The organism is Paenarthrobacter sp. CAP02 (assembly GCF_040137855.1).
In the GTDB taxonomy this organism is placed as follows: Bacteria; Actinomycetota; Actinomycetes; order Actinomycetales; family Micrococcaceae; genus Arthrobacter.
The window spans coordinates 87,671-112,778 of sequence record NZ_JBEEII010000007.1 but is presented as its reverse complement, the minus strand read 5'-3'; the positions used below and the strand labels follow the sequence as shown (position 1 = coordinate 112,778).

Below are 25,108 nucleotides of genomic sequence, written 5' to 3'. Positions count from 1 at the left end.
AGACCCCCAAGTCTTTGAAACGAAGTTCCTACGATTCGTCACAAAGAGTCGGGGGTCAAGTCATACGTCAGTCGTCGAAGGGTTTGACCTGCTCCACGGAGACGATCTTCCGTTCGGCCCCCCGCGCTACCTGGCACACGATGACCTCGCCGGGGGCCAGGTAAGGGTCCGCGCTCGGCAGGACTGCCCGCAAAGCCGAAGGCATGTGCTGTCCCAATTGCTTCAAAGCCGTAGGCAGTGCGGGTCTGTGCGTGCACACGGCGATGGGTACCTGCTTGTCGAACAACGCCTCAACAGCGGCCGCCGTCTTTTTGGGGGAGCGCTGATGGTGGTGTTCCGTGAGGGCTTCCACCAGCTTCACCTTGGCCCCACTGGCTTTGGCGTAGGGCGCGATGGTGGCAACGCACCGCACCCATGGGCTGGTGACGACACGCTGGGGCTTCCACACGCCAAGGAGGCGCTGGACGGCCACAGCCTGGCGCTGGCCGGTTGCCGCCAGCGGCCGGTCACCTTCGGCCTTGGTCCACGAGGACCGGGGCTTTGCTTTGGCGTGACGGATCAGGATCAAAGGCCACGTGTCCAGCTCGCCACGGACGTGCGCCTTTTGGAGGTATTCCAGTGGCTCCACATCGCTCGGGTTGCTCAGGAATGTGGCGGCCCGGTCCGGGGTACACCACATGACGCTGTCCACCTCTTTCCCATCAGGGCGCAGCTGCGCACCATTGACCTTGATGGCCCAGTACCGGACCACCTTCAGCCCGGCAGCCACGTGGTAGTGGATGGGTGGGAGCGGGATGCCCAGGGTGGCCTGAAGCCCGATCTCTTCCCAGACTTCGCGTGCGGCGCATTCGGGAACCGTTTCGCCGGCGTCGAGCTTTCCTTTGGGCCAGGACCAATCGTCGTAGCGCGGCCGGTGGATCAGGAGCACCTCAAGGGCACCCTTGTTGAGCCGCCAGGGGATGCCTCCGGCCGCAACAACGGCCACCGACTCGCCAGGGTGATCTGTTTGATCGGCCACGGGGGTATCGCTGTTCAACTGCTTCTCTACCGCCGTGCCGATGCTCGCTGCCGGGAACGCGATTCCAGGAGCCATGACTGCATATCCAACAGCGGTTTGCCGTCGGCGTCCAGGTGATGACGCGTCCAGTGGCCTTGGTTGTCCAGGTGCCAGCTCGCTGTTCCGTCGTCAACGTAGCGGCGCATCAGGTCCATGACCGTCGTAATGTCTTCCTTGCTTGCCAACTGCACCAGGGCCTCCACGCGACGGTCCAGGTTGCGGTGCATCATGTCGGCCGAACCGATGTACACCACGGGCTCGCCACCGTTCCCGAAAGCGAATACGCGGGAGTGTTCCAGGAACCGGCCAAGGATGGAGCGGACGGTGATGTTCTCGCTGAGTCCCGGAACCCCGGGACGCAACGAGCAGATACCGCGGACGACGACGTCGACCTTCACGCCAGCCTGCGAGGCGCGGTACAGGGCATCGATGATCGCTTCGTCCACCATCGAGTTGACCTTGATCTGCACCAGGCCGGGGATACCTGCACGAGCATTGCGGATTTCGGTTTCAATCCGTTCCACCAACCCGGCACGCACCGAGCGGGGCGCCACCAGCAGCCTTTTGAACGTTGACTTGGGCGCGTAGCCGGAGAGCTGGTTGAACAGCTTGGACAGGTCTTCGCCGACCTGTTCGTTGGCGGTGAGCAGCCCCAGGTCCTCGTAGTACCGGGCGGTGCGCGGGTGGTAGTTGCCCGTTCCGATGTGGCAGTAACGGCGCAGGCCGTCCACCTCCTGGCGGACTACCAGCGACAACTTGCAGTGCGTCTTCAGTCCGACGATGCCGTAGACCACGTGCACGCCTGCCTGTTCCAGCTTCCGTGCCCAGGAAATGTTGGCTTGCTCGTCAAAGCGGGCCTTGATCTCAACCAGGGCCAGAACCTGCTTGCCTGCCTCTGCGGCATCGATCAGGGCGTCCACGATGGGGGAGTCGCCGGACGTCCGGTACAGGGTCTGCTTGATGGCCTGCACCTTGGGGTCCGCCGCAGCCTGCTCCAGGAAGGCCTGGACCGAGGTGGAGAACGAATCGTACGGGTGGTGCAGCAGGATGTCCCTGCGGCGCATCGCGGCAAAGACGTTGGCTGCCTTGGACGTTTCCGATTCGTTCAGGTACCGCGACGTGTGTGGCACGTGCTTGGGGTAGTGGAGGTCGGCGCGATCGATGCCGCTGATCGCTGACAGCCCACGCAGGTCCAAGGGTGCCGGCACGGAGTAGACCTCGGACTCCTCGACGCCGAGTTCACGGATGAGCAGTGCCTTGATGTTCGGGTTGATGTCCGTGGTGACTTCCAGGCGCACGGGAGGACCGAAACGCCGGCGCAGCAGTTCCTTCTCCAGGGCCTGGAGGAGGTTCTCGGCGTCGTCCTCTTCAACTTCGAGGTCCTCGTTGCGGGTGACGCGGAAGGTGTGGTGCTCCAGGACTTCCATGCCGGGGAAGAGCTTGTCCAGGTGCACGGCAATAACTTCTTCGAGGGCGATGAACCGGGCCACGCGTCCGGGGATGGCGCCGGCACGCGGACCGTCCACGGAGATCAGCCGGGGGAGCTGGTCCGGAACCTTGACACGGGCAAAGAGTTCCTTCTCGCTGACCGGGTTACTGACAATGACAGCAAGGTTCAGGGAGAGCCCGGAGATGTAGGGGAACGGGTGGGCGGGGTCCACGGCCAGCGGGGTCAGGATGGGGAAGACCTTCTCCTGGAACATGGCGCTGATGCGGTGGCGGGCATCCTCATCAAGTTCATCCCAGTGCATGATGTGGATGTGCTCGTAGGCCAAGGCGGGGCGGATTTGTTCAGCGAAGACCCGCGCATGGCGTTCCTGCAGCTTGTGGGCCTCCTCGCCGATCTGCTCCAGTACCTCGATGGGGCTCAGCCCGGCGGGGGACGGGACGGCAAGCCCGGTAGCGATACGCCGTTTGAGGCCAGCCACGCGAACCATGAAGAACTCGTCAAGGTTGGAGGCAAAAATGGAGAGGAAATTGACGCGTTCCAGCAAGTAAAGGTCCGGATCTTCGGCAAGTTCCAGGACGCGGGAGTTGAACGCCAGCCAGCTCAGCTCGCGATCAAGGAAACGGTCCGGGGAGATGTCCCCTTCAGGCTCCAGGCTTGGTGCGAACTCAGGAATATCGATGCGGTCTTGTGTGGCACGCGAGGCCGGGACCTCCGATGATCCGAAGCGCGGAGGCAACGTAGCGCCCTTCGAGGTGGATCCGGCGGTGCCGACGGGGTCCGGCTGCATGGGTTTCTCCTAAGCTCAGGACAGGGTTTCCTCCCACATTACAAGCAATTCGGGTGCCCGAATCCAAGATGTCCCGGCATTCGCACCAGGTTAATCCTTGGCGACCGGACCGTACATGACATCGGTGTCCCATCGAACGAAGCCAAGCTTCTGATACAGGGCTACCGCAGCCTCATTGTCGGCGTCCACGTAAAGCATCACAGCGTGCAGGCCCTTGTCCTGGAGATAGGTGATCCCGGCCACGGTGAGGGCCTTGCCGAGGCCCAGGCCTTGGGCTGCCGGGGTCACCCCCACCACATACACCTCGCCGATGGCCGGGTGCGGACCCTGCCGCGGATGGACCTTGGTCCAGTGGAAGCCCAGCAGTTCGCCGTCACCATTGACGGCCAGCAGGAAGCCTTGTGGGTCAAACCAGTCCTCGGACTTGCGGGCCTCAAGGTCCGCCAGAGTCATCGAACCTTGCTCGGGGTGGTGTGAGAACGCCGCCCGGTTGGCGTCCAGCCATGCCTGCTCATCCTGGCCCGGGACGAAGGCGCGCAGCGAGACCCCGTCCGGAAGGCCGGCGTCGGGCAGTGCAGAAGCAGAAGACATGAGCCGCATTTTCCACAGCTCACGCACCGGCCGATAACCGAAACGGGTGGCAAGCCCGGCAGCGGCTTCATGGTTTCCGTGGGACCAGGCGCTGAGGCCGTCCAGGCTCCGCTTTTCCTGGAGCGCGGCCAGCAGCCGGCCCGCCACCCCTTGGTTGCGGTAGCTCGGGTGGACCGCCAGCTCCAGCACGCCGCTGCCGTCGGGGCCTTCAACCACGACGGCGATCCCCGCCAGATCTTCTCCGGTCGCCGGATCTGAATCCTCGTCAGGGGCATAGATGGCGAACGACAGAACGGAAGATTCACCCGAGTCGGCGCCGCGCAACATCACCAAGGTCTGCTCCGAGAGGGGAGGATTCCCATCGGATTCCTCTGCCGCAGCAGCAAGGGTGGTGAAGTCCTTGAGGAGTTCGGCGTCCAACGCGCCGTTGACGATCAGGACGGGCCAGTTCTCCGGATGCGCGTGACTCATGATGCAAGGCTATACGCCACGGGCAAACAGCGGGATTTGAAGTAACCGCTAAACAGGGATAGTCTCTATATCTCGTTCGGCTTTGCGGTAGCCCGCAGCAGTGAACGCGAGGGGGATCCACCAGTGGGGTGGCCTCGATACGTTCGACCCGTATGTCCTCCACAACAGAGCAAGGAAAAGGCTGGAATCCGCAGGGATTCCGGCCTTTTCTGTATCAGGTCCGCATCAAAACGTGCTCAGGCTTCGGAGAGTTCGTCGTCGGGAAGGCGAACCAACGTCAGCCGGTAGCCGACGTTGCGGACGGTGCTGATCAGGTTTTCGTGGTCCACGCCCAACTTGGCGCGAAGGCGCCGGATGTGGACGTCCACAGTCCGGGTGCCCCCGTAGTAGTCGTAGCCCCACACTTCGGTCAGCAGCTGTTGGCGGGTAAACACGCGCCCTGGGTGCTGTGCCAGGTACTTGAGGAGTTCGAACTCCTTGAAAGTCAGGTTGAGCGGTTGGCCGTTGACGCGCGCTGTGTAGCTCGCCTCATCAATAACGACGCCGGCCGCCCGGATCTCTGTCTGGGTTTCCTCTTCGCCGGTGACGGCCCGCGCCATGGCCAGGCGGATGCGGGCCTCGACCTCGGCCGGTCCCGCGGAGTCCAGCACGATGTCATCAACAGCCCACGCAGACGAGACGGCAGCCATGCCGCCTTCGGTGAGGATCAGCATCAGGGGTGCGCTGAGGCCGGTGGCCTTCAGCAACTGGGTCAGCGAGCGGGCACCCACCAGGTCTTTACGGGCATCCAGGAAGACGATGTCCGTGGGGTCCGTTTCCAGCAAGGCTGTGGGTTCTGCAGGGAGGATGTGCACACGGTGGTTCAACAGTTCCAAGGCAGGCAGAATGTCCACCGAAGAGCCGGTGCTGTTCGTTAGGAGCAGGATGTGCGACATAGTTCCTCCAATGGGCTTTACGCGCATCATCGGGCGTCGAAACCGGAGTCTCACCGGTCGGTCACAGCACGCAGGCCGCCTCTTCCCGTTGTAACGGGATCAAGGCATACACTGTGCGCCGTTGAAGTCTGAGTATACCTACCTGGGCCCGGCCAGACAGGGATTCGTGACGGGCAGGGGGCGGAATTACGACATATTGGCCTGGGTTAAGGCAGGATTGTCGAGAGGTCGTAAGGCGCATCGGATTGAGGTCGGCACACAGTGAAGTCTTGGAGCATCGGGGTATTCGGACTCGTGGCGCTCGCAGCCATCGTGGCCAGCACCTTCGTTTCCCGGGAAGCCATGGTGGGCGTGGGCATCGTGGCCTCTGCAGCCGTGGGCATCGGGTGGCCGCATTTCCTGGCAGTTCCGGCCAAGAAGACCCTGGCTGCCGTCATTGGGCTTTCGGGTGTGGGGTCGGCTGTGGCCGCGGCTTACATGCCGGCACCGGGTTTCCTGGATGGCACGCCCGCTTTCGTGGCTTTGGGCGTCATGGCAGTTTTCGTTGTTCAGCTTGTCCGGGGCACGGGCCAGGCCCAACGCCTCGAATCGACCCTTGGCTGCTGCGCCGGCGTCCTGCTGAACTGCCTCGGCGCAGGCTGGATTGCCGGTGCCCGTTTCAACGGGGTCAAGGAAATGGTCCTCGTGGCAGGGCTGAGCGCTGCGGTTGCCCTGCTGGTGGGAATCATCCGTTGGCCTGACCGTATCGTGGCCCCGCTCGGCGTGGTCATGGCGGCCCTGATGGGTCCGTTGGCCGGCCTTGTCTTCTCGGACATTGCAGTGCTTCCCGCAGCGCTGGTGGGTGTTGTCGTCGGATCGGTGCTGGTCAGCTTCCGGCGGATGACCACGTTGCGGCGCGGCCGGCTTAACCTTGCTGCCGCGATTGGCATGGGTGTCGCACCCGTATGGGCCGTGGGCGCCTTGGCTTACTTCATCGACAAACTTCTCATCTACTAACGGTTAGGATGGCATCATGTCTGTTCTCGCATATGAAATCTTCTTCCTCGTTCTCCTCGGCCTGGCAAGTGTCGCGATGGCATGGTTTGCCGGCTATGTCGTATACCGTCTGTTCCAGGGACAGAAGTAGGACCTTTGGTCCTGCAGTCCCAGCAAGGTTGCCGCTGTGCCTATTGAGATCCCAACTGACCTGACGCCTGAACTCGTCCCCCTTTCCTGGCTCATTGGTGAGTGGGAAGGCCGTGGACGGCTAGGCAGTGGAGACGAGGATTCCGAGCACTTCGTCCAGCATGTCTCCTTCACCCACAACGGCCTTCCGTACTTGCAGTACAGGGCCGAAACCTGGCTCAGTGACGACGCCGGCGCAAAGCTGCGCCCGTTGACGGTTGAGACGGGTTTCTGGGCCTTGGAGCGAAAGCTTGAAGAGGGCGACGGCGGCCCGGGACTGATTCCGGCCGACATCGTTCCTGTGCTCAAGACCGCGGACGAGGTGGAGGAGCGCCGGAACGACGACGGCGGCTTCGACATCTCGGTGTCGATTGCCCATCCCGGTGGCATCACCGAGCTCTACTATGGCCAGATCAAGGGGCCCCAGATCCAGCTCAGCACCGACATGGTGATGCGCGGGAGCCACTCCAAGGAGTACACCGCAGCTACCCGGATCTTTGGCCTGGTTGATGGCAACCTGCTATGGCGCTGGGATGTTGCTGCCAGTGGCAAGGCCCTCGAAGCGCACGCCTCGGCTTTCCTCAACAGGGTTTCCTGACAAGAGGTCTTCCTGACAAGAGGTCTCACTGTACGTTCCGCCCAGCAACCAGCAAAAGGAGCAGATAGTGAACACCCACCTCAAGCCCCAGGGCTACGAGGGCCTGAAGGCCGTCTTCTTCAATGGCACCCTTAATCCTTCGCCGCAGTTGAGCAATACCGACGGCCTTATCAGCATCAGCCGCGCCATCATGGAAAAGCAGGGCGTTTCCACCACGCTCATCCGCACGGTGGACCACGACATCGCCAGCGGCGTCTACCCGGACATGCGGGAACATGGTTGGGCGACGGACGAATGGCCCGAACTCTACCCCGCAGTGCGCGATGCCGACATTGTGGTGGTTGCCGGTCCCATTTGGCTGGGTGACAATTCATCGCAGACCAAGAAACTGATCGAACGCCTGTATGCCCATTCCGGCGAGTTGAACAGCCAGGGCCAGTGGGCGTTCTACCCGAAAGTCGGCGGTTGCCTCATCACTGGCAACGAAGACGGCATCAAGCACTGCGCCATGAACGTGCTGTACAGCCTCCAGCACGTCGGCTTCACGATCCCGCCCCAGGCCGACGCCGGGTGGATCGGTCCCGTGGGTCCGGGCCCCAGCTACCTGGACGAAGGATCGGGTGGCCCCGAGAGTGATTTCACCAACAGGAACACCACGTTCATGACGTGGAACCTCCTGCACATGGCCAAGATCCTTCGGGATGCCGGCGGGATCCCCGCGTACGGCAACCTTCCGGCGGAGTGGAAAGCCGGCACCCGTTTTGATTTCGAGAATCCGGAATACCGCTAAGCCTCAAGGACTTCTACTACATATGACTTACAAGAGCCCCCTGTTGTCGCGCCCTGGCGCGGTCGAAGATACCGGCCTCGACGCCGGTGTCGCGGCGCATTACGGCGAACCCCTGCGGGAGCAGCGCGCCCTGGCGACCGGAACCGCCGTCGTCGATCTCTCGCATCGCGGGGTGGTGACTGTGTCCGGCCCGGACCGGCTCAGCTGGCTCAACACGCTGTCGTCGCAGCAGCTCACCAATCTGCAGGCCGGCGTCTCAAGCGAGTTGCTGCTCCTCAGTGTCCAAGGCCGCATTGAATTTGATGCCCGGGTCATTGACGACGGCGCGACCACTTGGCTGATCGTCGAGGCGGCAGAAGCAGGTCCCTTGGCCGAGTGGCTGAACAAGATGAAGTTCATGCTCCGTGTCGACATCGATGACGTCTCTGAGCAGTGGGCGGTGGTGGGTGCTACCAAGCCCGTAGAGCAGTTGTCGTCGAGCCTGGTGTGGGAAGATCCGTGGCCGCATGTCAGCCCGGGCGGCTATGCCTACAGCATCGTCCCGGAGGAGTCCCACCCGGGCCTCGAGCGGCCCTGGTTCGAGTACCTGGTGCCGTCCGCTGAGCTGGAACATGCCGTGGATGGCCTGCCGTTGGCGGGCGCGATGGCCGCGGATGCCCTCCGTGTTGCTGCGTGGCGGCCGAGGCTTGGCGCTGAGACTGACGAGAAGACCATTCCCCACGAATTGGATCTCCTCCGCACCTCCGTCCATTTGAACAAGGGCTGCTACAAGGGCCAGGAGACCATCGCGCGGGTCCATAACCTGGGGCACCCGCCGCGGCGCCTCGTGTTCCTGCAGTTGGACGGTTCGCAGCACACGTTGCCGGCAGTCGGCAGTGTCGTATTTGCCGGGGAACGCAAGGTGGGTACCCTGACATCTGTGGCGCAGCACTTCGAAATGGGGCCAGTGGCCTTGGCTGTCATCAAGCGTTCAGTGTCGGCTGAAGAAGCCCTGACAGTGATGGACGGTGACGAGCCTTACACCGCTGCCCAGGAAGTGATCGTCGCCCCCGACGCCGGCCAGGTCGTCGGGCGCCAGACCGGATTCCTGAAGGGACCCCACCGATGAGCCAACCCACCAACGCCGGTACCGAGGGCGGCGCAGACGACGACGCCTTGGCACTCGCGCACGCTCTGTTCGATGCTGCCCGTGAAGGAAACACGGACTTACTGAGGGGCTACTTGGATGCCGGTGCTCCGGCGAACCTGACCAATGCTGCAGGGGATTCCCTCTTAATGCTGGCCGCCTACCACGGCCACGACGAGGCCGTGCAGCTGATCCTCCATCACGGCGCTGACGTCAATGCGGCCAACGACCGCGGCCAGACCCCACTTGCCGGCGCTGTTTTCAAGGGCTACACCAGCGTCGCACGGGTCCTGCTGGATGCGGGTGCGGACCCCGACGCCGGTCGGCCCACCGCCCGCGAGGCTGCCGCGATGTTTGCCCGGGCGGAGATTCTGGCACTCCTGGGCTGAACCACCACTAGAACGGCCCGGTCGCCATGGCGGCCGGGCCTTCTTGCGCCCTACTATTCCACGTGGAATAGTTGTTGTGGAATATATGAGGGGAAGGCGCTGGATGCCCAAAGCTGCAGAATTGACGCCACTCGGTGTGGCGTCGTTGGCTCTTCTGGCCGAAGGGCCAATGCATCCCTACGAGATGTACCAGCTGCTCATGGCCCGCCATGAAGACCGGCTGGTCAAGGTTCGTCCGGGTACGCTGTACCACTCGGTCGGCCGCCTCGAGGAAAACGGACTCGTGGAGGCCACCGGAACCGAGCGGGAAGGTAACCGGCCCGAGCGGACGACGTATCGGATTACGGATGCCGGCCACCAGGCCTTGGACTCGCGGCTGCAGGCCATGCTGTCTACGCCCGTCAATGAGTATCCGGTTTTCCCCCACGCCATCGCCGAAGCCCACCACCTGCCGGCCCAGGTGGTGGCCGAATTGCTGGAACAACGGGTGGTGGCACTCACCGCCGACCTCGACTTCCTGGTCCATGCCGAGGACGTCGTGACTGGCAAAGGACTGGACCGTAAGTACTGGATTGATATCTCGTACCAACAGGCCATGCGCCGTACGGAGATTGCGTGGATCCGCGGTCTCCTCGAGGAGTTGAGCAGCGGGCAACTGCCCTGGGATGAACCCCGGCCAACTCCTGTCGAACTTTCAAACAAGCCTAAGGAATCCCTTGGAAAACGTAGCTAAACCGTGGCCCGCGCTGTGGTCACTCGTCGTGGGGTTCTTCATGATCCTCATCGACACCACCATTGTGTCGGTCGCGAATCCGCGCATCATGGAGGGCCTCAACACCGACATCAACGCCGTCATCTGGGTCACGAGTGCCTACTTGCTGGCCTATGCGGTGCCCCTGCTGATCACCGGCAGGTTGGGTGACCGGTTCGGTCCCAAAAACCTCTACCTGATTGGCCTGGTGGTGTTCACCCTGGCTTCCTTGTGGTGCGGCCTCTCGGGTGATGTCACCATGCTGATCGCCGCCCGTGCAGTCCAGGGGCTGGGTGCTGCCATGATGACACCCCAGACCATGGCCGTCATCACCAGGATCTTCCCGCCGGACCGTCGGGGTGCCGCCATGGGCCTGTGGGGTGCCACTGCAGGCATGGCAGTCCTCGTGGGCCCCATCCTCGGTGGTGTCCTGGTGGACAGCCTCGGATGGGAGTGGATCTTCTTCGTCAACGTTCCCATCGGACTCGTCGCCTTCATCCTGGTGACCCGTTTCGTGCCGAAGCTGACCACGCACAGCCACACCTTCGACGTCGTCGGCGTGCTGCTTTCCGCCGTGGGCATGTTCCTGCTGGTCTTTGGTATCCAGGAGGGACAGACCTACAAGTGGGGCACCGTTTCCGGTGTCATTTCGGTGTGGGGACTCATCATCACGGGACTTGTTGTGCTGGCCCTCTTTGTCGCATGGCAGTGGATTCTTGAGCGCCGCGGCGGTGAGCCATTGCTTCCGCTGGGCCTGTTCAAGGACCGGAACTTCTCGCTGGGCAACACCACCATCATGGTCGTTGGCTTTACTGTGACCGCGTTTCCGTTGCCTACTATCTTCTACTACCAGACGGTTCGCGGCCTGACGCCTACGCAGTCGGCGCTGCTCATGATCCCCATGGCCGTGATTTCCGGTGCGCTGGCGCCGTTCGTGGGCAAGCTGATCGACCGTGCCAACCCGCGGTGGTTCGCAGCCTTCGGCTTGCTGTGCTTGTCGGGTGCCTTGTTCTGGACGGCGTCCCTGCTGGGTCCTGATACGCCCATCTGGATGTTCCTTTTGCCGAGCGCTCTGCAGGGTGTTGCCAATGGCTTCATTTGGGGCCCGGTCTCCAATGCCACCACACGCAATCTGGATCCCCGCCAGGCTGGTGCTGGTTCAGGTGTCTTCAACACCACCCGCCAGATTGGCGCTGTACTGGGTTCGGCCGCTATCGCTGCCTTGATCCAATCCCGTCTGGCCGCGGAACTGCCGGCAGCACCGGCCGGCGAAGCGTCCATGGGCGGCGTCCTGCCGGACTTCCTCCACGCAGGATTCTCGACGGCGATGAGCCAGTCAATCCTGCTGCCCGCCTTTGCCGTCCTGGTCGGCGCCATCGTGGCGTTGTTCTTCGCGAAGCCGAAGTCCGTATCAGGTTGGGGTGGCAAGGCTCCTGCACAAGCCGAGGAAGCGAACGCCGAACTCCAGAGCTAGCAGTGGTGTTCTTGTGCAGCTGACGTGCTCATTGGCGCTTCTTTGGGCCGTCAGCTGTACAATACTTCCGCGAGGAGTCAGCCGAGCCGAACGCTTGCGTGGAGACCGCCCGTGGCGAAGCCAAGGTGGCGGGCCATCGCAAGTGCTCCGGTGTTGCTGACGTCGGACTTCCATTGGAGCGTAAGGCCAGCTGCGAGGGCTTCGTGGGCGGCGATGGAAGCAGCCAGTGTTCCCAGGCCGCGCCGGCGCCATGGCGGAGCAACCAGCACACCCATGTCGGCCAGTATCCCCTCCCACTCGGAGTAGGCTCCGCAGGCCACAGGCGTGGATTGCTCATCTGCCGGATTCATGATGGTGAACCGGTGTTCAAGGCCTTGGAGTCCCACTTCGTTCACGTCATCCGGAGGGCACAGCCCTTCCAGGAGGATGGCTTCGGGGTTGCCCGGCGAGACCATGAGGTCGTCCGAGGGCTGTTGGAGCGGCAGATCGTCGGCGAAGAACAAAGCCGACGATCCCAGTCCGTGCCCCCCATGTGAACGGGTGAGGGTCAACAGCGTCACATGCTGTGCAAGGTCCGTGTCCGGGATCCCTGCTGCCGCGTCCAGTGCCCATTGCGGTCCCACCAGGGCTGACACCCCGAACAACCGCAGAAACACAACGTCCCGGGCGGACTCGTCCACACGGGTGATTCTGTGGGCAGGTTCTCCCGGGGCAGCCCCGGTAGAGGCGAGCCTGGTAGCGGCGGTGGCGAAAGCGTCGTCGTCGAGCCCTAAATGGCGAGCCCACGCCAGCTGGATAATTGCAGCGGACGTGGGCTCTAATGTCATGGATTCAGCCTAGCGGACTAGCCGAACAGCACTGACGCTTCGTCGTAGCGGTGCTGGGGCACAGTCTTGAGCTTGCCCAGGGCTTCCTCGAAACCGACGTGCGAGATGTCCGTTCCCTTGAGGGCGACCATGGTGCCCCAGCGGCCTTCAACCACGGAATCGATGGCGGCCATGCCAAGGCGGGTCGCCAGGACACGGTCATAGGCGGTGGGGACGCCGCCGCGTTGGATGTGGCCCAGGATCGTGGCACGTGTCTCGATGCCCGTGCGGGCCTCAATCTCGGGGGCGAGCTGGTCGGCGATGCCGCCAAGCCTCGGGCGGCCGAAGGTGTCCAGGCCGCGCTCGGAGTGCGGGGATTCCATGTGGTCAGGTACGAAGCCTTCGGCCACGACCACCAGCGGGGCACGGCCGCGGTCGTGGGCTTCCTGGACCCACTCGGTGATCTGTTCGATGCTCGCCTTCTGTTCCGGAATCAGGATGGCGTGGGCACCGGCTGCCATTCCGGCGTGCAGGGCGATCCAGCCGACGTGGCGGCCCATGACCTCGGCGATCATGCAGCGGTGGTGGGATTCACCGGTCGTGCGAAGCCGGTCGATGGCCTCAGTGGCAATCTGCACGGCCGTGTCGAAACCAAAGGTGTAGTCGGTGGCGTCGAGGTCGTTATCGACGGTCTTGGGGACGCCGACAATTTTCAGGCCGGCATCCGTGAGCCGCTTGGCAGCAGCCAGGGTTCCTTCGCCGCCGATGGCGATGATCGCGTCAATGCCCAGGCGCTCCATGTGCGCCTTGATGACGTCCGGGCCGCCGCCGTTTTCGAAAGGATTGGTCCGGGACGTGCCCAGGATGGTTCCGCCCTGCTTGGCGATACCGCGGACCATGGTGCGCGGGATGTCGATGACATCACCTTCAACAACTCCACGCCAGCCGTCGCGGAAACCCACAAACTCCTGGCCGTGGATCGCGATGCCTTTGAGGACTGCACCGCGGATCACTGCGTTGAGGCCGGGGCAGTCGCCGCCGCTGGTAAGAATGCCAATTTTCATGTTTGCTCACTCATGGCTTGGAGGAATACGTCAGAGCGCCACGCTGAGCTCCCCATGATTGTAGACGGGCATGTGGGGTGGGACACAAACGGTTACTTTTTAACCTGGCCGTGCGGTATTGGAAACCTGCCTGAAAACAAGCAAAAGCGCCCTGCCGGCAGGCAGGGCGCTTCTCTGCGATTCAGGCTATTACCTGGAACGCTGGCTAATGAAGGATTCGAGGGCGATTTTGCCCTGCTGGTCCGGCAGGATGAGCCAAGCCAGGATGTAGACCACGAATGCGGGCCCCGGGAGCAAGCAGAAGAGCAGGAACGCGACGCGGACGTACGCCACGTCCACGTTGAGCTTGGCTGCGATCCCTCCGCAGACGCCGCCCAGCCAACGCTGTGGCCCACGCTTCAGGCCGAAACCCCTGACGATGCTGAAGAACTTGTCCATGGCTACACACTTCCTTGTTGTGGATGCTTTGTCACGTGCACGGCCAAGTCACCGGGCCGAACTCTTTGATTTGGCTGAACCCTTGCGGGCGGACAAGAGGCCGCCGACTATCAATGCCGCACCGGCTCCAATCATGAGGCCGATCAGCACATAGGTGCCGTTCAGTGCCACCCAGCCAAGAGTGGAAACGACGATCAGGGCGGCCAAGGCGATGACGATCAAACCCCACACCATTGTTCCGATCCTGGCCTGGTGGGGCTCATCGTCGTCCTTGGGCTCCACCCGGTACGTGGGTTCCAGCGGTGGCGTCAAGGGAATCTGCTGGAGCTGCGGCTTGGGCAGGGCCTGAGTGGGACGGGTTTCCTTGGGCAGGGCCTCGGTCGGTTGTGCGTCGCGTGCCTCGCCTGGCTCATTGGTACCCATGTCAGTTTCCTTCCTGGATGGTCACGTTGCTGAACGTGCCGTCAATTTTCACCACAAGGTTGGCTCCGGGCTTGTCCGTGTTGTAGACGGTGGTGTCGTCCTTGAGGCGGCCGCCGCGGTCAGAGCCGCGTTCGTTGAGGTTTCCGAAGGTCATGTCCGCCTTGACCTCCACGGGCACGTTGTCCGGAATAACAACGGTCACGTTGCTGGCGGTGGCGTCCACGGGGACCACCACTTCGGAGATCAGGGGCGTAGCCAGGGTCATATTGCTCAAGTCCAAGCGGCCTTGGGCTCCGGTGACATTGATGCCCTGGCGCGCCTGCTCCAGGCTGGTGGGTGTCCAGTTCACGTCGTGGAAGCTGAAGCGGTCGCCGTTCCGCGGAACCACGTTGAAGATTCCGCCGATGATGAGTGCCACGATTGCCATGAATCCCAGGAACCCCGATGTCCGTCCACGGAGACCTGCCACCAGGATGCCGATGCCAAGGACTGCCGCACCCGTGGCCCAAACCACGGCGTTGGCGGAGCTGCCCAGCTCAATGACGTTGCCGGCGTCGAGCGCCTTTAACGTTCCGCCGGCCAGCAGCGCAGCACCGGCAGAGACTGCGACGATCGCGGGACCGGGCCCTTTACGCTTCGGGGCAGCGGGTTTTGGCTGCCAGCCCTGCGGGGGAGTAGGTCCGTAGGGCGGACGCGGGTCCGAAGGGCCGAACGGGCCGGAGGGCGGAACAGGGCCCGAGCCGTAGCTGCCGGACGGATTCGGACGCCCGTGGTGCGTGGTGCCGGCTTGGGCCGGGCCGTAAACAGGAACGCCGGTGTTGGTGCCCGTCGCCGTCGCGGCGCTGTAAGTGGTGGGCGTGCCGTAGGCGGGCGAACTGCCCGGAGCCGTTGCGTAGTTTTGCTGCCCTGCGGGCGGAGTCCCCTTCGACGCCTTATTGCGTTGGACCAGGAAGTAGATCAGGTAGAAGACGCCGCCCACCCAGAAGAGGGTCCAGAACAGGCCGGGCAGTCCATCCCATCCCCAGCCCCAGAAACCGCGCCCCAGGCCCGGCAGGCCGATGATGGTAGTGATCAGTGCGCCCGTCATGCCACCGGACCAGCGGCCCGCTGCAGCTTCCTGTACGTGGATCCGGCCATCGGGTTCCGGCAGGAGTGCCCAGGCAACGCCATAGAGGAGCACGCCCACGCCGGCAAAGAGCGCCAGGACAATGAAGATGCCCCTCACGATCAGGGGGTCGATGCCGAACCTGTGGGCTACGCCGCTCGCGACGCCGCCGATCCACCGGTCCGGACCGCGGCGGATGCCTTGGCTGCGGATCCAGTCGAAGAAGTTCTGCTGGGCAGGGGACGTGTCCCCGATGGTGGGAGCGCCCTTTCCGCCCTCGGGACCCGTGCCCGCAGGAGCACCGGTGTAGGCACTGGAACCGGACGGGCCGGCATTGCCAGGCGTTCCGGGTTCCTCTGGGTTCATGCTGTTCGCGTTCATACTTCGATCCTGCCGTTCCGCGCCCCATGCCCTCTACTGGGGGATACCCTGAATGATCCCTGAGAGACCCCCGAACCACGCTGGTTCCCGGTCCGGGGCACCCTGATCCGTGCTTGGATTGGTACATGACAACCGCTGTACAACGCCCCGCGCTGGTTCGCAGCAGCGACCGCATGATCGCGGGCGTCTGCAGTGGATTGGCCGACCACCTGGGCTGGCCCGTCAAATACGTACGGCTCGGCATGATTTTGGCTTGCTTCGCCGGTGGGGCGGGCGTGGCCTTTTACGCGTGGCTGTGGACCATGGTTCCCACCGCGGATGAGAACGCCAAGCGCAACGCCCGCCGACCGGCGTCGCCCATTGCCCCGGCGGTGAGCCTGCCGCCCGTGCCGGTACCCGGCGTCGGCCCCGCCACAGCAGCGTACGACGCCGGAGGGTCGGCGACCGTGCCCGGTGACCGTTCTGCCGGTGGCACGGCCGCTGCCGGACCAACGGCCGGACCAGCGGCTGGAGGTACCGCCAGCCCGGCTGGAGCACCGTATGGCTTCGGCGCTGCCTCCGCTGAAGACCGGTGGGGCGGGACAGCGCTGGCATCGTGGTTCTCCTTCCGGCGGATCCAGTACGGCAAGGAAATCCTGTTGGGCGCCGCCTTGCTGCTGGTGGCGGCCATCCTGATCGCGCGCCAGTTCGGCGTGGACGTCCCCTTGGGAACGCTGATCCCGGCTGCGGCCATCCTGGGTGGTGCGGCGATCGCCTGGATGCAGTTGGACGAGACCCGCAGGGCAGGCCTGGTAGACAAGACGAAAGCCGACCAAGCCGGCGGCTGGGTTCGTTTGGCAGCAGGCCTGGCGCTGGTGGTGGCCGGCGTCCTGGTGATGGTGTCCGGTTCGGGTTCGTGGGAGCAAACGTGGCTGGCGCTGCTGGCATCCGTGGCTGTTTTGGGTGGGGTGGCCTTGGTGCTCCTGCCATGGGGCCTTAAGTTTTGGAAGGACCTGGAAACTGAACGGGCCGGACGGGTACGCGAGACGGAGCGGGCCGAGATTGCGGCGCATCTGCACGACTCTGTCCTCCAGACCCTGGCCCTGATCCAACGCCGGGCCGGTTCCGAACAGGACGTGGTGCGCCTGGCAAGGGCGCAGGAACGCGAACTCCGTGCCTGGCTCTTCAGCGACGCGGCCAAGGAATCCGGGCTCCTCGCTGACCGCATAAAATCCGTGGCGGCCGAGGTGGAAGATTCCCACGGCCAGGCGGTCGAGGTGGTAACTGTTGGGGATACCGCCATGACGGAGCGGCATGAAGCCCTGGTCCAGGCTGCCAGGGAAGCGATGCTCAATGCTGCGAGGCATGGTGGCGGAACGGTCTCTGTGTACATGGAAAGTACGGCAGGCAGCACGGAGATTTTCATTAAGGATCGCGGCCCCGGCTTCGATCCCGATGCTGTCCCCGAAGACAGGTTGGGTGTCAAAGAATCGATCATCGGCCGCATGAAGCGGCACGGCGGTACAGCGGTAATCACCAGCAGCAGTGCAGGCACGGAAGTCCGCTTGGCGCTCCCTTCGGCAACCGTGGAAGCCGGGGAACAACGGACCAGTGATGCTCGGAATGGAGAATCGAAGCAATGAATACCAACCCTGACAGTGACGCGGGACGCAGGGTGCGGGTGGTCATCGTGGATGACCACACCATCTTCCGCTCCGGGCTCAAAGCCGACCTCGACGAACGCATGGACGTGGTGGGCGAGGCCGGCACCGTGGAACAAGCCATCGCTGTTATCGCGGAGAAGCGCCCGGAGGTGGTGCTGCTTGACGTGCACCTTCCGGGTGGCCTGGGTGGGGGCGGCCGGGAAGTCATCGCCGGTTCGAACGCTCTGCTGGGTACCACCAGCTTCCTGGCCCTCAGCGTCTCCGACGCAGCCGAGGACGTGGTTTCCGTGATTCGCGCCGGCGCGCGCGGCTACGTTACCAAGACCATTTCGGGCAAGGAGATTTCCGACGCCGTGATCCGGGTGGCCGACGGTGACGCCGTCTTCTCGCCACGGCTGGCGGGCTTCGTGCTCGATGCCTTTGGGACGGCTCCGGCGGACATCGCGGACGATGAACTGGACAAGCTCTCTGCCCGGGAACTGGAAGTCATGAGGCTTATCGCGCGCGGTTACAGCTATAAGGAAGTGGCCAAGGAACTCTTCATTTCCATCAAGACCGTTGAAACGCATGTGTCCGCGGTCTTGAGGAAGCTGCAGCTCTCCAGCCGGCATGAGCTCACCAAGTGGGCGGCCGAGCGCCGCCTCCTCTGACGCTCTCTCACGTCCCGCCCCCTTGGGCCGAACGCTCTCTCACGTCCCGCCTGCTTAAACGCGAACGCTCTTCCACCCGCCGGGGTTGGAAGAGCGTTCGCCGTCAGGACGGACCGTTATTTGGCTTTACCCAGGAATTCCTGGATGCGGCGGACGCCCTCGGCGAGGTCTTCGTCTCCGAGTGCGTAGGACAGGCGGACGTAGCCGGAGGGGCCGAAAGCTTCGCCCGGAACGATGGCAACTTCAACTTCGTCGAGGATGAGCGCCGCCAGTTCAGCGGAGGTTTCCGGGCGGACAGGGCCGTTGGACGTTTCGAATTCCTTACCAAGCAGGCCCCGCACGTCAGCGTAGACGTAGAAGGCGCCTGTCGGCGTCGGGCATTCAACGCCTTCAATGGCGTTCAGTCCGGCGACGATCGCCTTGCGACGGCGGTCGAAGGCCACCTTCATTTCGTCGACGGCGGTCAGCGGGCCCGTGAGGGCAGCGGCGGCCGCGACCTGCATGATGTTCGAAACGTTCGACGTCGCGTGCGACTGAAGGTTGGTCGCGGCCTTGATGACATCTGCCGGGCCGATCATCCAACCGACGCGCCAGCCAGTCATGGCATAGGTCTTGGCGACACCGTTGAGGATGACCACCTTGTCACCGAGCTCCGGGGCCGCAGTGGCGATCGAGGTGAACTCAACGCCGTCGTAGGTGAGGTGTTCGTAGATTTCGTCGGTGACCACCCACAGGCCCTTGGCCGCAGCCCACTTGCCGATTTCCGCAACCTGCTCCGGGCTGTAGACAGCACCGGTGGGGTTGGACGGAGAAACGAACAGCAAAATCTTGGTCTTGTCCGTGAGCGCCGCTTCCAGCTGCTCAACCGTCACCAGGTAGCCCTGCTCGGGGCCGGCGAAAACTTCCACAGGCACGCCGCCTGCGAGGCGGATGGCTTCCGGGTAGGTGGTCCAGAACGGGGTGGGGATGATGACTTCGTCGCCCGGGTCAACCAAGGTTGCGAAGGTGTTGTACACGGCCTGCTTGCCACCATTGGTGACCAGGACCTGGGAAGGATCAACCTTGTAGCCGGAGTCCCGCAGGGTCTTGTCGGCAATGGCTTTCTTCAGCTCGGGAAGACCGCCTGCGGGGGAGTAGCGGTGGTACTTCGGCTGGCTGGCCGCTTCAATGGCTGCCTGGACAATGTAGTCCGGCGTAGGAAAGTCGGGTTCGCCCGCGCCGAACCCGATCACGGGACGTCCAGCGGCCTTCAATGCCTTGGCCTTGGCATCAACGGCAAGGGTGGCGGATTCGGCAATGGCGGAGATTCGCTGTGAAATGCGGGCGGCAGTTGTTCCGGCTGACATCTAGGTACCGTTCTTCGCAGGCAGCTCATGGGCTGGATGATGGGATTCGACGTAAACTACCTTATGCTGTTCTGCGGAGCTCCCGGGTGCCTGCCGGAGTTTGTGACTGATGTTGCTGGTCACAGGCTTTATCCAGGATCCGGAGGTGCTTGAACAGGCCGGTTCGACTATCGCGAAATTCTTGCGTAGACTGGTTCACCGGTGTTGAAAAGCACCACAGGCTGAAGTGCGGCCTGAAACATGGATTCGTTCCATAGGGTAGTGGCGCAATTGGTAGCGCAGCGGTCTCCAAAACCGCAGGTTGCAGGTTCGAGTCCTGTCTGCCCTGCGCAAGCTGTTCCGGCGGAAACGCCGGAACACGCGCAGCAACCATGGCTCTGATCAGAGTCGGGTCAACGACTTTGCAAGGTGAGTGAGGACCAGGTGACCGAAACAGCTGCCAGCAGCTCAAAGGGCCGTCCCGCCAAGAAGGCCGATCGCGGCTTCTTCGCCCGTATTGCACTCTTCGTCCGCCAGGTCATTGGTGAACTGAAGAAGGTTGTTGCCCCCACCCGCAAGGAACTGATCAACTACACGCTAGTGGTGCTGGTGTTCGTGGTCATCATGATGGTCATCGTCAGCCTGCTGGATATCGCCTTCGGGACCGGTGCCAGCTGGGTCTTCGGTGGGTCAGGCATCAAGGACCGCTAAGCGGATCTGTCCGCAAACTGTGTCAATTCCTCCGGATAGACAGGGTTTGCGGAATTGAGCCATTTAAATAGGCATGTTAGGCAATGAGGAAGCAGGAGACCAAGTGTCTGAGCAGGAGCTCGAGGTAAACGAGACTGAGCTGGAAGCAACTGACGACGCCGCAGCTGAAGCTGTGGAAGAGTCCGAGGTTGATTCCGCTGCGCCCGAATCTGCCGACGCCGACGATTCCGAAGACGCTTTCGAGGCTGACGTGGATGACGAGTCGGATGACGCATCCGCCGATGTCGAGGACGAAGACGACGCTGCGGAAGATTCCGACGGCGACGCCCTGGCTGCCGCTGCTGCTGCAGCACCCGTGGATCCCGCCGAGGAATTCAAGGGCAAGCTGCGCCGCCAGGAGGGTGACTGGTACGTCATCCACTCCTACGCCGGTTACGAGAACCGCGTGAAGGCCAACCTTGAGACCCGCATCCAGACCCTGGACATGGAAGATTACATCTTCGAAATCCAGGTGCCCATGGAAGAGGTTGTCGAGATCAAGAACGCGCAGCGCAAGGTCATCAACCGCGTTCGCATCCCCGGCTATGTCCTGGTCCGCATGGACCTGACCGACGCTTCCTGGGGCGCCGTCCGCCACACTCCCGGTGTCACCGGCTTCGTGGGCAACGCCCACAACCCGGTTCCGCTGCGCTTGGACGAGGTCTTCTCCATGCTCGCCCCGGTCTTCGAAGAAGAGCAGGCAGAGCAGGGCAAGCCGGTCAACAAGCAGAACCAGGCTCCCGTGGCCGTCGACTTCGAGGTCGGCGAATCTGTCATCGTCAAGGAAGGCCCCTTCGAGACCCTCCCGGCCACGATCTCCGAGATCAAGCCCGAGTCCCAGACCCTGGTGGTGCTGGTCTCGATCTTCGAGCGCGAAACCCCGGTGACGCTCGCATTCAACCAGGTCACAAAGATCTAGCTGATTCACAAATTTCGCTCCAGCCCTGCCTGCTTAGCAGTTCGGGAGCGGCCGGCCGCCTTGCCATGGCGGCCACCAACCTGGGACGCGCTCCTGTGTCCCAGGAAGCTATTGAGAGAAGGACCCTACATTGGCTCCCAAGAAGAAGGTCACCGGCCTCATCAAGCTGCAGATCCAGGCAGGTGCCGCTAACCCGGCTCCGCCGATCGGTCCTGCGCTTGGCCAGCACGGTGTCAACATCATGGAATTCTGCAAGGCGTACAACGCTGCAACGGAATCCCAGCGCGGAAACGTTATCCCGGTTGAAATCACGGTTTACGAAGACCGTTCCTTCACCTTCATCACCAAGACCCCGCCGGCTGCAGAGCTCATCAAGAAGGCTGCAGGCGTTGCCAAGGGTTCGGCTACCCCGCACACCGTCAAGGTTGCCAAGCTGACCCAGGCACAGGTTGAAGAGATCGCTTCCACCAAGATGGAAGACCTCAACGCCAACGACATCAAGGCAGCTGCCCTGATCATCGCAGGCACCGCCCGTTCCATGGGCATCACGGTAGAGGGCTGATCCCAGCTTTCACCCGCCGGGCAACCGGCATTTGAACATTGAAATGTCGTGAGGATCCTTGCCGGATCCCATGACTGTGGCAGGACCCAGCGCGGTCCGCAGACCACAACTGCACAAGGAGAAACAGCAGCATGGCAAAGCGCAGCAAAGCATATGAGGCAGCCGTAGCCAAGATCGAGGCTGGCAAGATCTACGCCCCGGTCGAAGCTATCAACCTCGCGAAGGACACCAACCCTTCCAAGTTCGACGCAACCGTTGAGGTAGCTTTCCGTTTGGGCGTTGACCCGCGTAAGGCCGACCAGATGGTTCGTGGCACCGTCAACCTGCCGCACGGCACCGGTAAGACCGCCCGCGTCCTCGTTTTCGCAACCGGTGACAAGGCTGAAGCAGCAATCGCTGCCGGCGCCGACTTCGTTGGTTCCGATGACCTGATCGAAAAGATCGCAGGCGGCTGGACCGACTTCGACGCCGCAGTGGCAACCCCTGACCTCATGGGCAAGGTTGGCCGCCTCGGTAAGGTCCTCGGCCCGCGTAACCTCATGCCGAACCCGAAGACCGGTACGGTTACCCCGGACGTCACCAAGGCTGTCAACGACATCAAGGGCGGCAAGATCGACTTCCGCGTCGACAAGCACTCCAACCTTCACTTCATCATCGGCAAGGTGTCCTTCGACGCCAACAAGCTGGCCGAGAACTACGCAGCTGCACTGGAAGAGGTGCTTCGTTTGAAGCCGTCCGCTTCCAAGGGCCGCTACATCCAGAAGGCTACCGTTGCCACCACGTTCGGTCCGGGCATCACCGTTGACCCGAACGTCACCAAGGTCCTCACCGAAGCGTAAGCTTCAGGAGCCCTTGCTCTGAACATGAAGGACCGTCCGGCTTAGCCGGGCGGTCCTTTTGTTGTCATGCCTGTTCCTTGCGGGAGGTGGGCCGTAGGCTGTGGTGCGTGTCGACGTCGAACATTTCAGCACGTGGGGAGCTGTCCGTAGAACGGATCGCCGTCCCCAAGAGTCCAGCGGCCGGTGGGTCGGCCGACTTCAGCGCTTTCCAGCAGTTGGCGGAAGCCCACGAATTGGAGCTGTGGGGCAACCTGGACCGCTGCGCCACCTTTGCCGAGGCGGTGCTCTTCTGGCAGGGCAACAGCTACGAAGAACGGCAGGTTTTCCTGGCCCGCCTGGACGGCACCGTTGTGGGTAGTGGAACCCTGACACTGCCCTTGAGCGAGAACACGACGACGGCGGGCGTGGACGTCGTGGTCAGCGCGCCTTATCGGCGGCGTGGCTTTGGGTCGCTGATCCTCAAAGAATTGGAGGGCATTGCGAAGGGACTGGGACGTGTGTCCTTCGATGCGTATTGTGGTGCGCCCATTCAGCTTGTAGCGCCTGGCACGGAAGTCCTGGAGTCGAAATCGGGTGCAGGTTGCGTGCCCTTGAACGCTGCGCCAACCCGGTTCGCCCTGCACCACGGCTATTCGTTGGAACAGGTCGAAACGAGCAGCCTGCTGCCCTTCCCGGCGCCGGAAGCACTGCTCCGGAAGTGCGAAGCGGAAGTGGCGCCCAAAGCATTGGGCTACAGCCTCGTAACGTGGCGGGGGAGCTGCCCGGAGGACCTGGTGGACACCTTTGCCAGGCTCAAGGGCTTGATGAGCACAGAGGTCCCGATTGCCGGGTTGGGCTGGGAGGGTGAAGAGTGGGACGCTGCGCGGGTGCGCCAGGACGAAGTCACATGGCAAGCAAGTGGTGGGGACTCGCTGACGGCGGCGGCCCGGCACGATGCCACGGGTGAACTGGCAGCCTACACGGTTCTCACTTACCGTGACGCGAGGCCTGCCGTGATCTACCAGGAGGACACCTTGGTGGCTCCGGGACACCGGGGGCATGGCTTGGGAATGATGGTGAAGATCGCCAACCTGCGGAGCGCCAAGGACTCCTGGCCGGACGCCACATCGGTGTTGACATGGAACGCCAATGAAAACCGGCATATGCTGGCCATAAATATCGCCCTGGGATTCAAGCCCTCCGGCTTTGAAGGCGAATGGCAGAAACGGCTGGGATGACTGTAGACGAGGCGAAGACCGTTCAGATCGAGCAGCTGTGGGTGCCTGACACCCTGGACAGCCCTGATGCCAATGATTTCCTGGCCGCCGTGGAAGTTGGGCGCAGGGTCCGCATGGAGACATGGGGGAGTGACGATCTCGCGTACACCCCCTTGGAGAAGCTGCTGGAGTTTTCCGATCCTTACGAGCGCCAGATCATCCTGGTGGCCAAAGTGGACGGCGACATTGTGGGCACCGTGGATATTGCCTTGCCCCTGGCGGACAACATGGACCTGGCCGAGTTCACCCTGGACATCCTTCCTGAGTTCCAGAGCCGCGGCGTAGGACGCCAGTTGTTGGAAGCAGCCGAGGAGCTGGCGCGGGCCGAAGGCCGCACCATGGTCCTGGTGGACACCAACCACCCGGCCACATCCCTGACGGAGATTCCCGAGGACCAGCTGATCCCCGGCAGTGGTGCGGGCTTCGTTCCGGTCAGCAGCCGTGAGGTGGATTTCGCGAAACGAGCCGGCTACACGCTGCAGCACATCGAGCAGTTCAGTTCCTGCATTTTGCCGCTCGATTCCAAACTGGCGGCCACCCTCCAGTTGGAAGCAGACGAGGCCAACGGCGGCCGCTACGCACTGCACCACTGGACGGACCGGTGCCCTGAGCCCTGGTTGGAGGCCGTTGCCGCCCTGGAGAACGCCGCCGGGGAGGTGGTCCGCGACGACGAGGACAGCGAAGCCCCCGGTGTTGAACCCACGGGCATGGTGTTCGATCCCGTCGTCCTGCGGGAGACCGAGGACGCAGCATTGGCGCAGGGCCGGCGAACGGTGGTGACCGCCGTCGAGCATGTGGAGAGCGGACGCATCGTGGGCCTGACCACCATCAGTGTCCTGGCGCACCGCCAGGATGTGGTGTTCCAGGACGACACGCTGGTCCTGCAGGAACACCGGGGCAACAAGCTGGGCCTGCTGATCAAGGTGGCAAACATGGAAAGGCTCAGCGAGCAGTTCCCTGATGCCCGGGTGATCTACACGTGGAATGCGCCCGAGAACCGCTACCTCCTCACAGTGAATAAGCAGCTTGGATTCGCGACGGCGGGTGTCACGGGTTTGTGGCAGAAGGAACTTCCGGGGCGGGCATCCGGAGCAACGACGTCCGAGTAGGCAGCCCCCGATTTGGTTTGCTGCACAGTCTCCCGTAATCTTGAAGTACCAAAGACCGTCGGTTGATGGGAATCCACTCTTTCGAGCCCAGCTCAATTCTGCAGCTGCGCCCCTGAGGCACAAGTGAATTCCTTGACGAAGGACCCTGAACATAGGGCGGCCGGCGCAGGTGAACGAAGCAAGTCTCCATGGATCAAACCATGTTGAGCCAAGCCCCGTGCATCTGCGCGGGGCGTTTTTAGTTTTAGCTCTCGT

General features: G+C 63.0%; 25 protein-coding genes and 1 tRNA gene. 16 read left to right on the top strand and 10 right to left on the bottom strand.

The genetic code is table 11. From position 1 onward, the window contains the following. Positions 1-67: 67 nt before the first annotated feature. The 4 genes from ABHM97_RS13730 to ABHM97_RS13715 all read right to left on the bottom strand — a co-directional run bounded on the left by ABHM97_RS13730 (position 68) and on the right by ABHM97_RS13715 (position 5,291). On the bottom strand, positions 68-1,036 hold the full coding sequence (locus tag ABHM97_RS13730) for an NUDIX hydrolase (protein WP_349471232.1): 969 nt from the start codon (positions 1,034-1,036) through the stop codon (positions 68-70). Between the two features lie 8 nt (positions 1,037-1,044). Continuing rightward, positions 1,045-3,294, bottom strand: coding sequence for an RNA degradosome polyphosphate kinase (locus ABHM97_RS13725; protein ID WP_349471149.1), 2,250 nt, complete (start codon positions 3,292-3,294; stop codon positions 1,045-1,047). Positions 3,295-3,384: 90 nt separating this feature from the next. Beyond that, a complete protein-coding gene (gene mshD / locus ABHM97_RS13720; RefSeq protein WP_349471148.1) occupies positions 3,385-4,356 on the bottom strand; it encodes a mycothiol synthase in 972 nt (323 codons plus the stop codon). Positions 4,357-4,592: 236 nt separating this feature from the next. After that, a complete protein-coding gene (locus ABHM97_RS13715) occupies positions 4,593-5,291 on the bottom strand; it encodes a winged helix-turn-helix transcriptional regulator (protein ID WP_090817688.1) in 699 nt (232 codons plus the stop codon). A 261-nt stretch (positions 5,292-5,552) separates the two neighbouring features. On the opposite strand from ABHM97_RS13715, the gene ABHM97_RS13710 reads away from it, so the two are divergent. The 7 genes from ABHM97_RS13710 (at position 5,553) to ABHM97_RS13680 (ending at position 11,583) form a co-directional block, all read left to right on the top strand. Next, on the top strand, positions 5,553-6,287 hold the full coding sequence (locus tag ABHM97_RS13710; protein WP_235517152.1) for a permease: 735 nt from the start codon (positions 5,553-5,555) through the stop codon (positions 6,285-6,287). Between the two features lie 166 nt (positions 6,288-6,453). Next, complete coding sequence (locus ABHM97_RS13705; RefSeq protein ID WP_235517151.1) at positions 6,454-7,053, top strand: nitrobindin family protein; 600 nt, start codon at positions 6,454-6,456, stop codon at positions 7,051-7,053. A gap of 67 nt (positions 7,054-7,120) precedes the next feature. Continuing rightward, positions 7,121-7,843, top strand: a complete 723-nt coding sequence (locus tag ABHM97_RS13700) for a flavodoxin family protein (RefSeq protein ID WP_349471147.1) — start codon at positions 7,121-7,123, stop codon at positions 7,841-7,843. A 22-nt stretch (positions 7,844-7,865) separates the two neighbouring features. Then, entirely contained in the window at positions 7,866-8,951 is a 1,086-nt protein-coding gene (gene ygfZ / locus ABHM97_RS13695; RefSeq protein ID WP_349471146.1) for a CAF17-like 4Fe-4S cluster assembly/insertion protein YgfZ, read from the top strand. Next, complete coding sequence (locus ABHM97_RS13690; protein ID WP_235517148.1) at positions 8,948-9,358, top strand: ankyrin repeat domain-containing protein; 411 nt, start codon at positions 8,948-8,950, stop codon at positions 9,356-9,358. Before ygfZ ends, ABHM97_RS13690 begins: the two co-directional genes overlap by 4 nt. 103 nt (positions 9,359-9,461) lie before the next feature. Then, a complete protein-coding gene (locus tag ABHM97_RS13685; protein ID WP_349471145.1) occupies positions 9,462-10,091 on the top strand; it encodes a PadR family transcriptional regulator in 630 nt (209 codons plus the stop codon). Continuing rightward, on the top strand, positions 10,075-11,583 hold the full coding sequence (locus ABHM97_RS13680; protein WP_349471144.1) for a DHA2 family efflux MFS transporter permease subunit: 1,509 nt from the start codon (positions 10,075-10,077) through the stop codon (positions 11,581-11,583). The genes ABHM97_RS13685 and ABHM97_RS13680 overlap by 17 nt, the downstream gene beginning before the upstream one ends. Positions 11,584-11,660: 77 nt before the next feature. On the opposite strand, the gene ABHM97_RS13675 is transcribed toward ABHM97_RS13680, so the two are convergent. The 5 genes from ABHM97_RS13675 to ABHM97_RS13655 all read right to left on the bottom strand — a co-directional run bounded on the left by ABHM97_RS13675 (position 11,661) and on the right by ABHM97_RS13655 (position 15,800). Beyond that, the gene (locus tag ABHM97_RS13675; protein WP_257370567.1) at positions 11,661-12,410 is read right to left on the bottom strand and encodes a GNAT family N-acetyltransferase; all 750 of its coding nucleotides are present in this window, start codon (positions 12,408-12,410) and stop codon (positions 11,661-11,663) included. A 17-nt stretch (positions 12,411-12,427) separates the two neighbouring features. Then, entirely contained in the window at positions 12,428-13,453 is a 1,026-nt protein-coding gene (locus ABHM97_RS13670) for a 6-phosphofructokinase (protein ID WP_018776708.1), read from the bottom strand. Positions 13,454-13,642: 189 nt separating this feature from the next. Further along, positions 13,643-13,891: a PspC domain-containing protein gene (locus ABHM97_RS13665; protein WP_235517143.1), complete on the bottom strand. Its 249-nt coding sequence runs from the start codon at positions 13,889-13,891 to the stop codon at positions 13,643-13,645. 48 nt (positions 13,892-13,939) lie between these two features. Next, positions 13,940-14,314 carry a hypothetical protein gene (locus ABHM97_RS13660; RefSeq protein ID WP_349471143.1) on the bottom strand — a complete coding sequence of 125 codons (375 nt, stop codon included), beginning with the start codon at positions 14,312-14,314 and terminating at the stop codon, positions 13,940-13,942. 1 nt (position 14,315) lies between these two features. After that, positions 14,316-15,800 (bottom strand): PspC domain-containing protein, encoded by a 1,485-nt coding sequence (locus ABHM97_RS13655; RefSeq protein ID WP_349471142.1) that lies wholly within the window; start codon positions 15,798-15,800, stop codon positions 14,316-14,318. A 125-nt stretch (positions 15,801-15,925) separates the two neighbouring features. On the opposite strand from ABHM97_RS13655, the gene ABHM97_RS13650 reads away from it, so the two are divergent. Together ABHM97_RS13650 and ABHM97_RS13645 are read left to right on the top strand one after the other, a co-directional pair. After that, positions 15,926-17,422, top strand: coding sequence for an ATP-binding protein (locus tag ABHM97_RS13650; RefSeq protein ID WP_349471141.1), 1,497 nt, complete (start codon positions 15,926-15,928; stop codon positions 17,420-17,422). Then, entirely contained in the window at positions 17,419-18,093 is a 675-nt protein-coding gene (locus tag ABHM97_RS13645; protein ID WP_235517139.1) for a LuxR C-terminal-related transcriptional regulator, read from the top strand. Before ABHM97_RS13650 ends, ABHM97_RS13645 begins: the two co-directional genes overlap by 4 nt. A gap of 116 nt (positions 18,094-18,209) precedes the next feature. Here the strand turns inward: ABHM97_RS13645 and ABHM97_RS13640 are convergent, their stop codons facing one another. Beyond that, positions 18,210-19,439, bottom strand: coding sequence for a pyridoxal phosphate-dependent aminotransferase (locus tag ABHM97_RS13640; RefSeq protein WP_349471140.1), 1,230 nt, complete (start codon positions 19,437-19,439; stop codon positions 18,210-18,212). A gap of 255 nt (positions 19,440-19,694) precedes the next feature. Between ABHM97_RS13640 and ABHM97_RS13635 the strand changes: the two genes are divergently transcribed. From ABHM97_RS13635 to ABHM97_RS13605, 7 genes are all read left to right on the top strand, one after another. Continuing rightward, positions 19,695-19,767 (top strand) — tRNA-Trp (locus ABHM97_RS13635). Between the two features lie 80 nt (positions 19,768-19,847). Continuing rightward, positions 19,848-20,129 (top strand): preprotein translocase subunit SecE, encoded by a 282-nt coding sequence (gene secE / locus ABHM97_RS13630; protein WP_235517137.1) that lies wholly within the window; start codon positions 19,848-19,850, stop codon positions 20,127-20,129. Between the two features lie 103 nt (positions 20,130-20,232). Continuing rightward, a complete protein-coding gene (gene nusG, locus ABHM97_RS13625) occupies positions 20,233-21,087 on the top strand; it encodes a transcription termination/antitermination protein NusG (RefSeq protein WP_349471139.1) in 855 nt (284 codons plus the stop codon). A 130-nt stretch (positions 21,088-21,217) separates the two neighbouring features. Next, entirely contained in the window at positions 21,218-21,649 is a 432-nt protein-coding gene (rplK, locus tag ABHM97_RS13620) for a 50S ribosomal protein L11 (RefSeq protein WP_011775609.1), read from the top strand. Between the two features lie 131 nt (positions 21,650-21,780). Further along, positions 21,781-22,488: a 50S ribosomal protein L1 gene (gene rplA / locus ABHM97_RS13615; protein WP_235517135.1), complete on the top strand. Its 708-nt coding sequence runs from the start codon at positions 21,781-21,783 to the stop codon at positions 22,486-22,488. Positions 22,489-22,595: 107 nt separating this feature from the next. Further along, positions 22,596-23,705 carry a GNAT family N-acetyltransferase gene (locus ABHM97_RS13610; protein ID WP_349471138.1) on the top strand — a complete coding sequence of 370 codons (1,110 nt, stop codon included), beginning with the start codon at positions 22,596-22,598 and terminating at the stop codon, positions 23,703-23,705. Next, positions 23,684-24,853, top strand: a complete 1,170-nt coding sequence (locus ABHM97_RS13605; protein ID WP_502921288.1) for a GNAT family N-acetyltransferase — start codon at positions 23,684-23,686, stop codon at positions 24,851-24,853. Before ABHM97_RS13610 ends, ABHM97_RS13605 begins: the two co-directional genes overlap by 22 nt. The last annotated feature ends 255 nt before the right edge of the window (positions 24,854-25,108 follow it).

What these genes read in the sequence shown, in the direction of transcription:
- ABHM97_RS13725 (WP_349471149.1), bottom strand. Translation starts at nt 3,294, where the DNA reads ATGCAGCCGGACCCCGTCGGCACCGCCGGATCCACCTCGAAGGGCGCT.
- mshD (WP_349471148.1), bottom strand. Translation starts at nt 4,356, where the DNA reads ATGAGTCACGCGCATCCGGAGAACTGGCCCGTCCTGATCGTCAACGGC.
- ABHM97_RS13715 (WP_090817688.1), bottom strand. Translation starts at nt 5,291, where the DNA reads ATGTCGCACATCCTGCTCCTAACGAACAGCACCGGCTCTTCGGTGGAC.
- ygfZ (WP_349471146.1), top strand. Translation starts at nt 7,866, where the DNA reads ATGACTTACAAGAGCCCCCTGTTGTCGCGCCCTGGCGCGGTCGAAGAT.
- ABHM97_RS13690 (WP_235517148.1), top strand. Translation starts at nt 8,948, where the DNA reads ATGAGCCAACCCACCAACGCCGGTACCGAGGGCGGCGCAGACGACGAC.
- ABHM97_RS13685 (WP_349471145.1), top strand. Translation starts at nt 9,462, where the DNA reads ATGCCCAAAGCTGCAGAATTGACGCCACTCGGTGTGGCGTCGTTGGCT.
- ABHM97_RS13675 (WP_257370567.1), bottom strand. Translation starts at nt 12,410, where the DNA reads ATGACATTAGAGCCCACGTCCGCTGCAATTATCCAGCTGGCGTGGGCT.
- ABHM97_RS13670 (WP_018776708.1), bottom strand. Translation starts at nt 13,453, where the DNA reads ATGAAAATTGGCATTCTTACCAGCGGCGGCGACTGCCCCGGCCTCAAC.
- ABHM97_RS13665 (WP_235517143.1), bottom strand. Translation starts at nt 13,891, where the DNA reads ATGGACAAGTTCTTCAGCATCGTCAGGGGTTTCGGCCTGAAGCGTGGG.
- ABHM97_RS13660 (WP_349471143.1), bottom strand. Translation starts at nt 14,314, where the DNA reads ATGGGTACCAATGAGCCAGGCGAGGCACGCGACGCACAACCGACCGAG.
- ABHM97_RS13655 (WP_349471142.1), bottom strand. Translation starts at nt 15,800, where the DNA reads ATGAACGCGAACAGCATGAACCCAGAGGAACCCGGAACGCCTGGCAAT.
- ABHM97_RS13650 (WP_349471141.1), top strand. Translation starts at nt 15,926, where the DNA reads ATGACAACCGCTGTACAACGCCCCGCGCTGGTTCGCAGCAGCGACCGC.
- ABHM97_RS13645 (WP_235517139.1), top strand. Translation starts at nt 17,419, where the DNA reads ATGAATACCAACCCTGACAGTGACGCGGGACGCAGGGTGCGGGTGGTC.
- ABHM97_RS13640 (WP_349471140.1), bottom strand. Translation starts at nt 19,439, where the DNA reads ATGTCAGCCGGAACAACTGCCGCCCGCATTTCACAGCGAATCTCCGCC.
- rplA (WP_235517135.1), top strand. Translation starts at nt 21,781, where the DNA reads ATGGCAAAGCGCAGCAAAGCATATGAGGCAGCCGTAGCCAAGATCGAG.
- ABHM97_RS13605 (WP_502921288.1), top strand. Translation starts at nt 23,684, where the DNA reads ATGGCAGAAACGGCTGGGATGACTGTAGACGAGGCGAAGACCGTTCAG.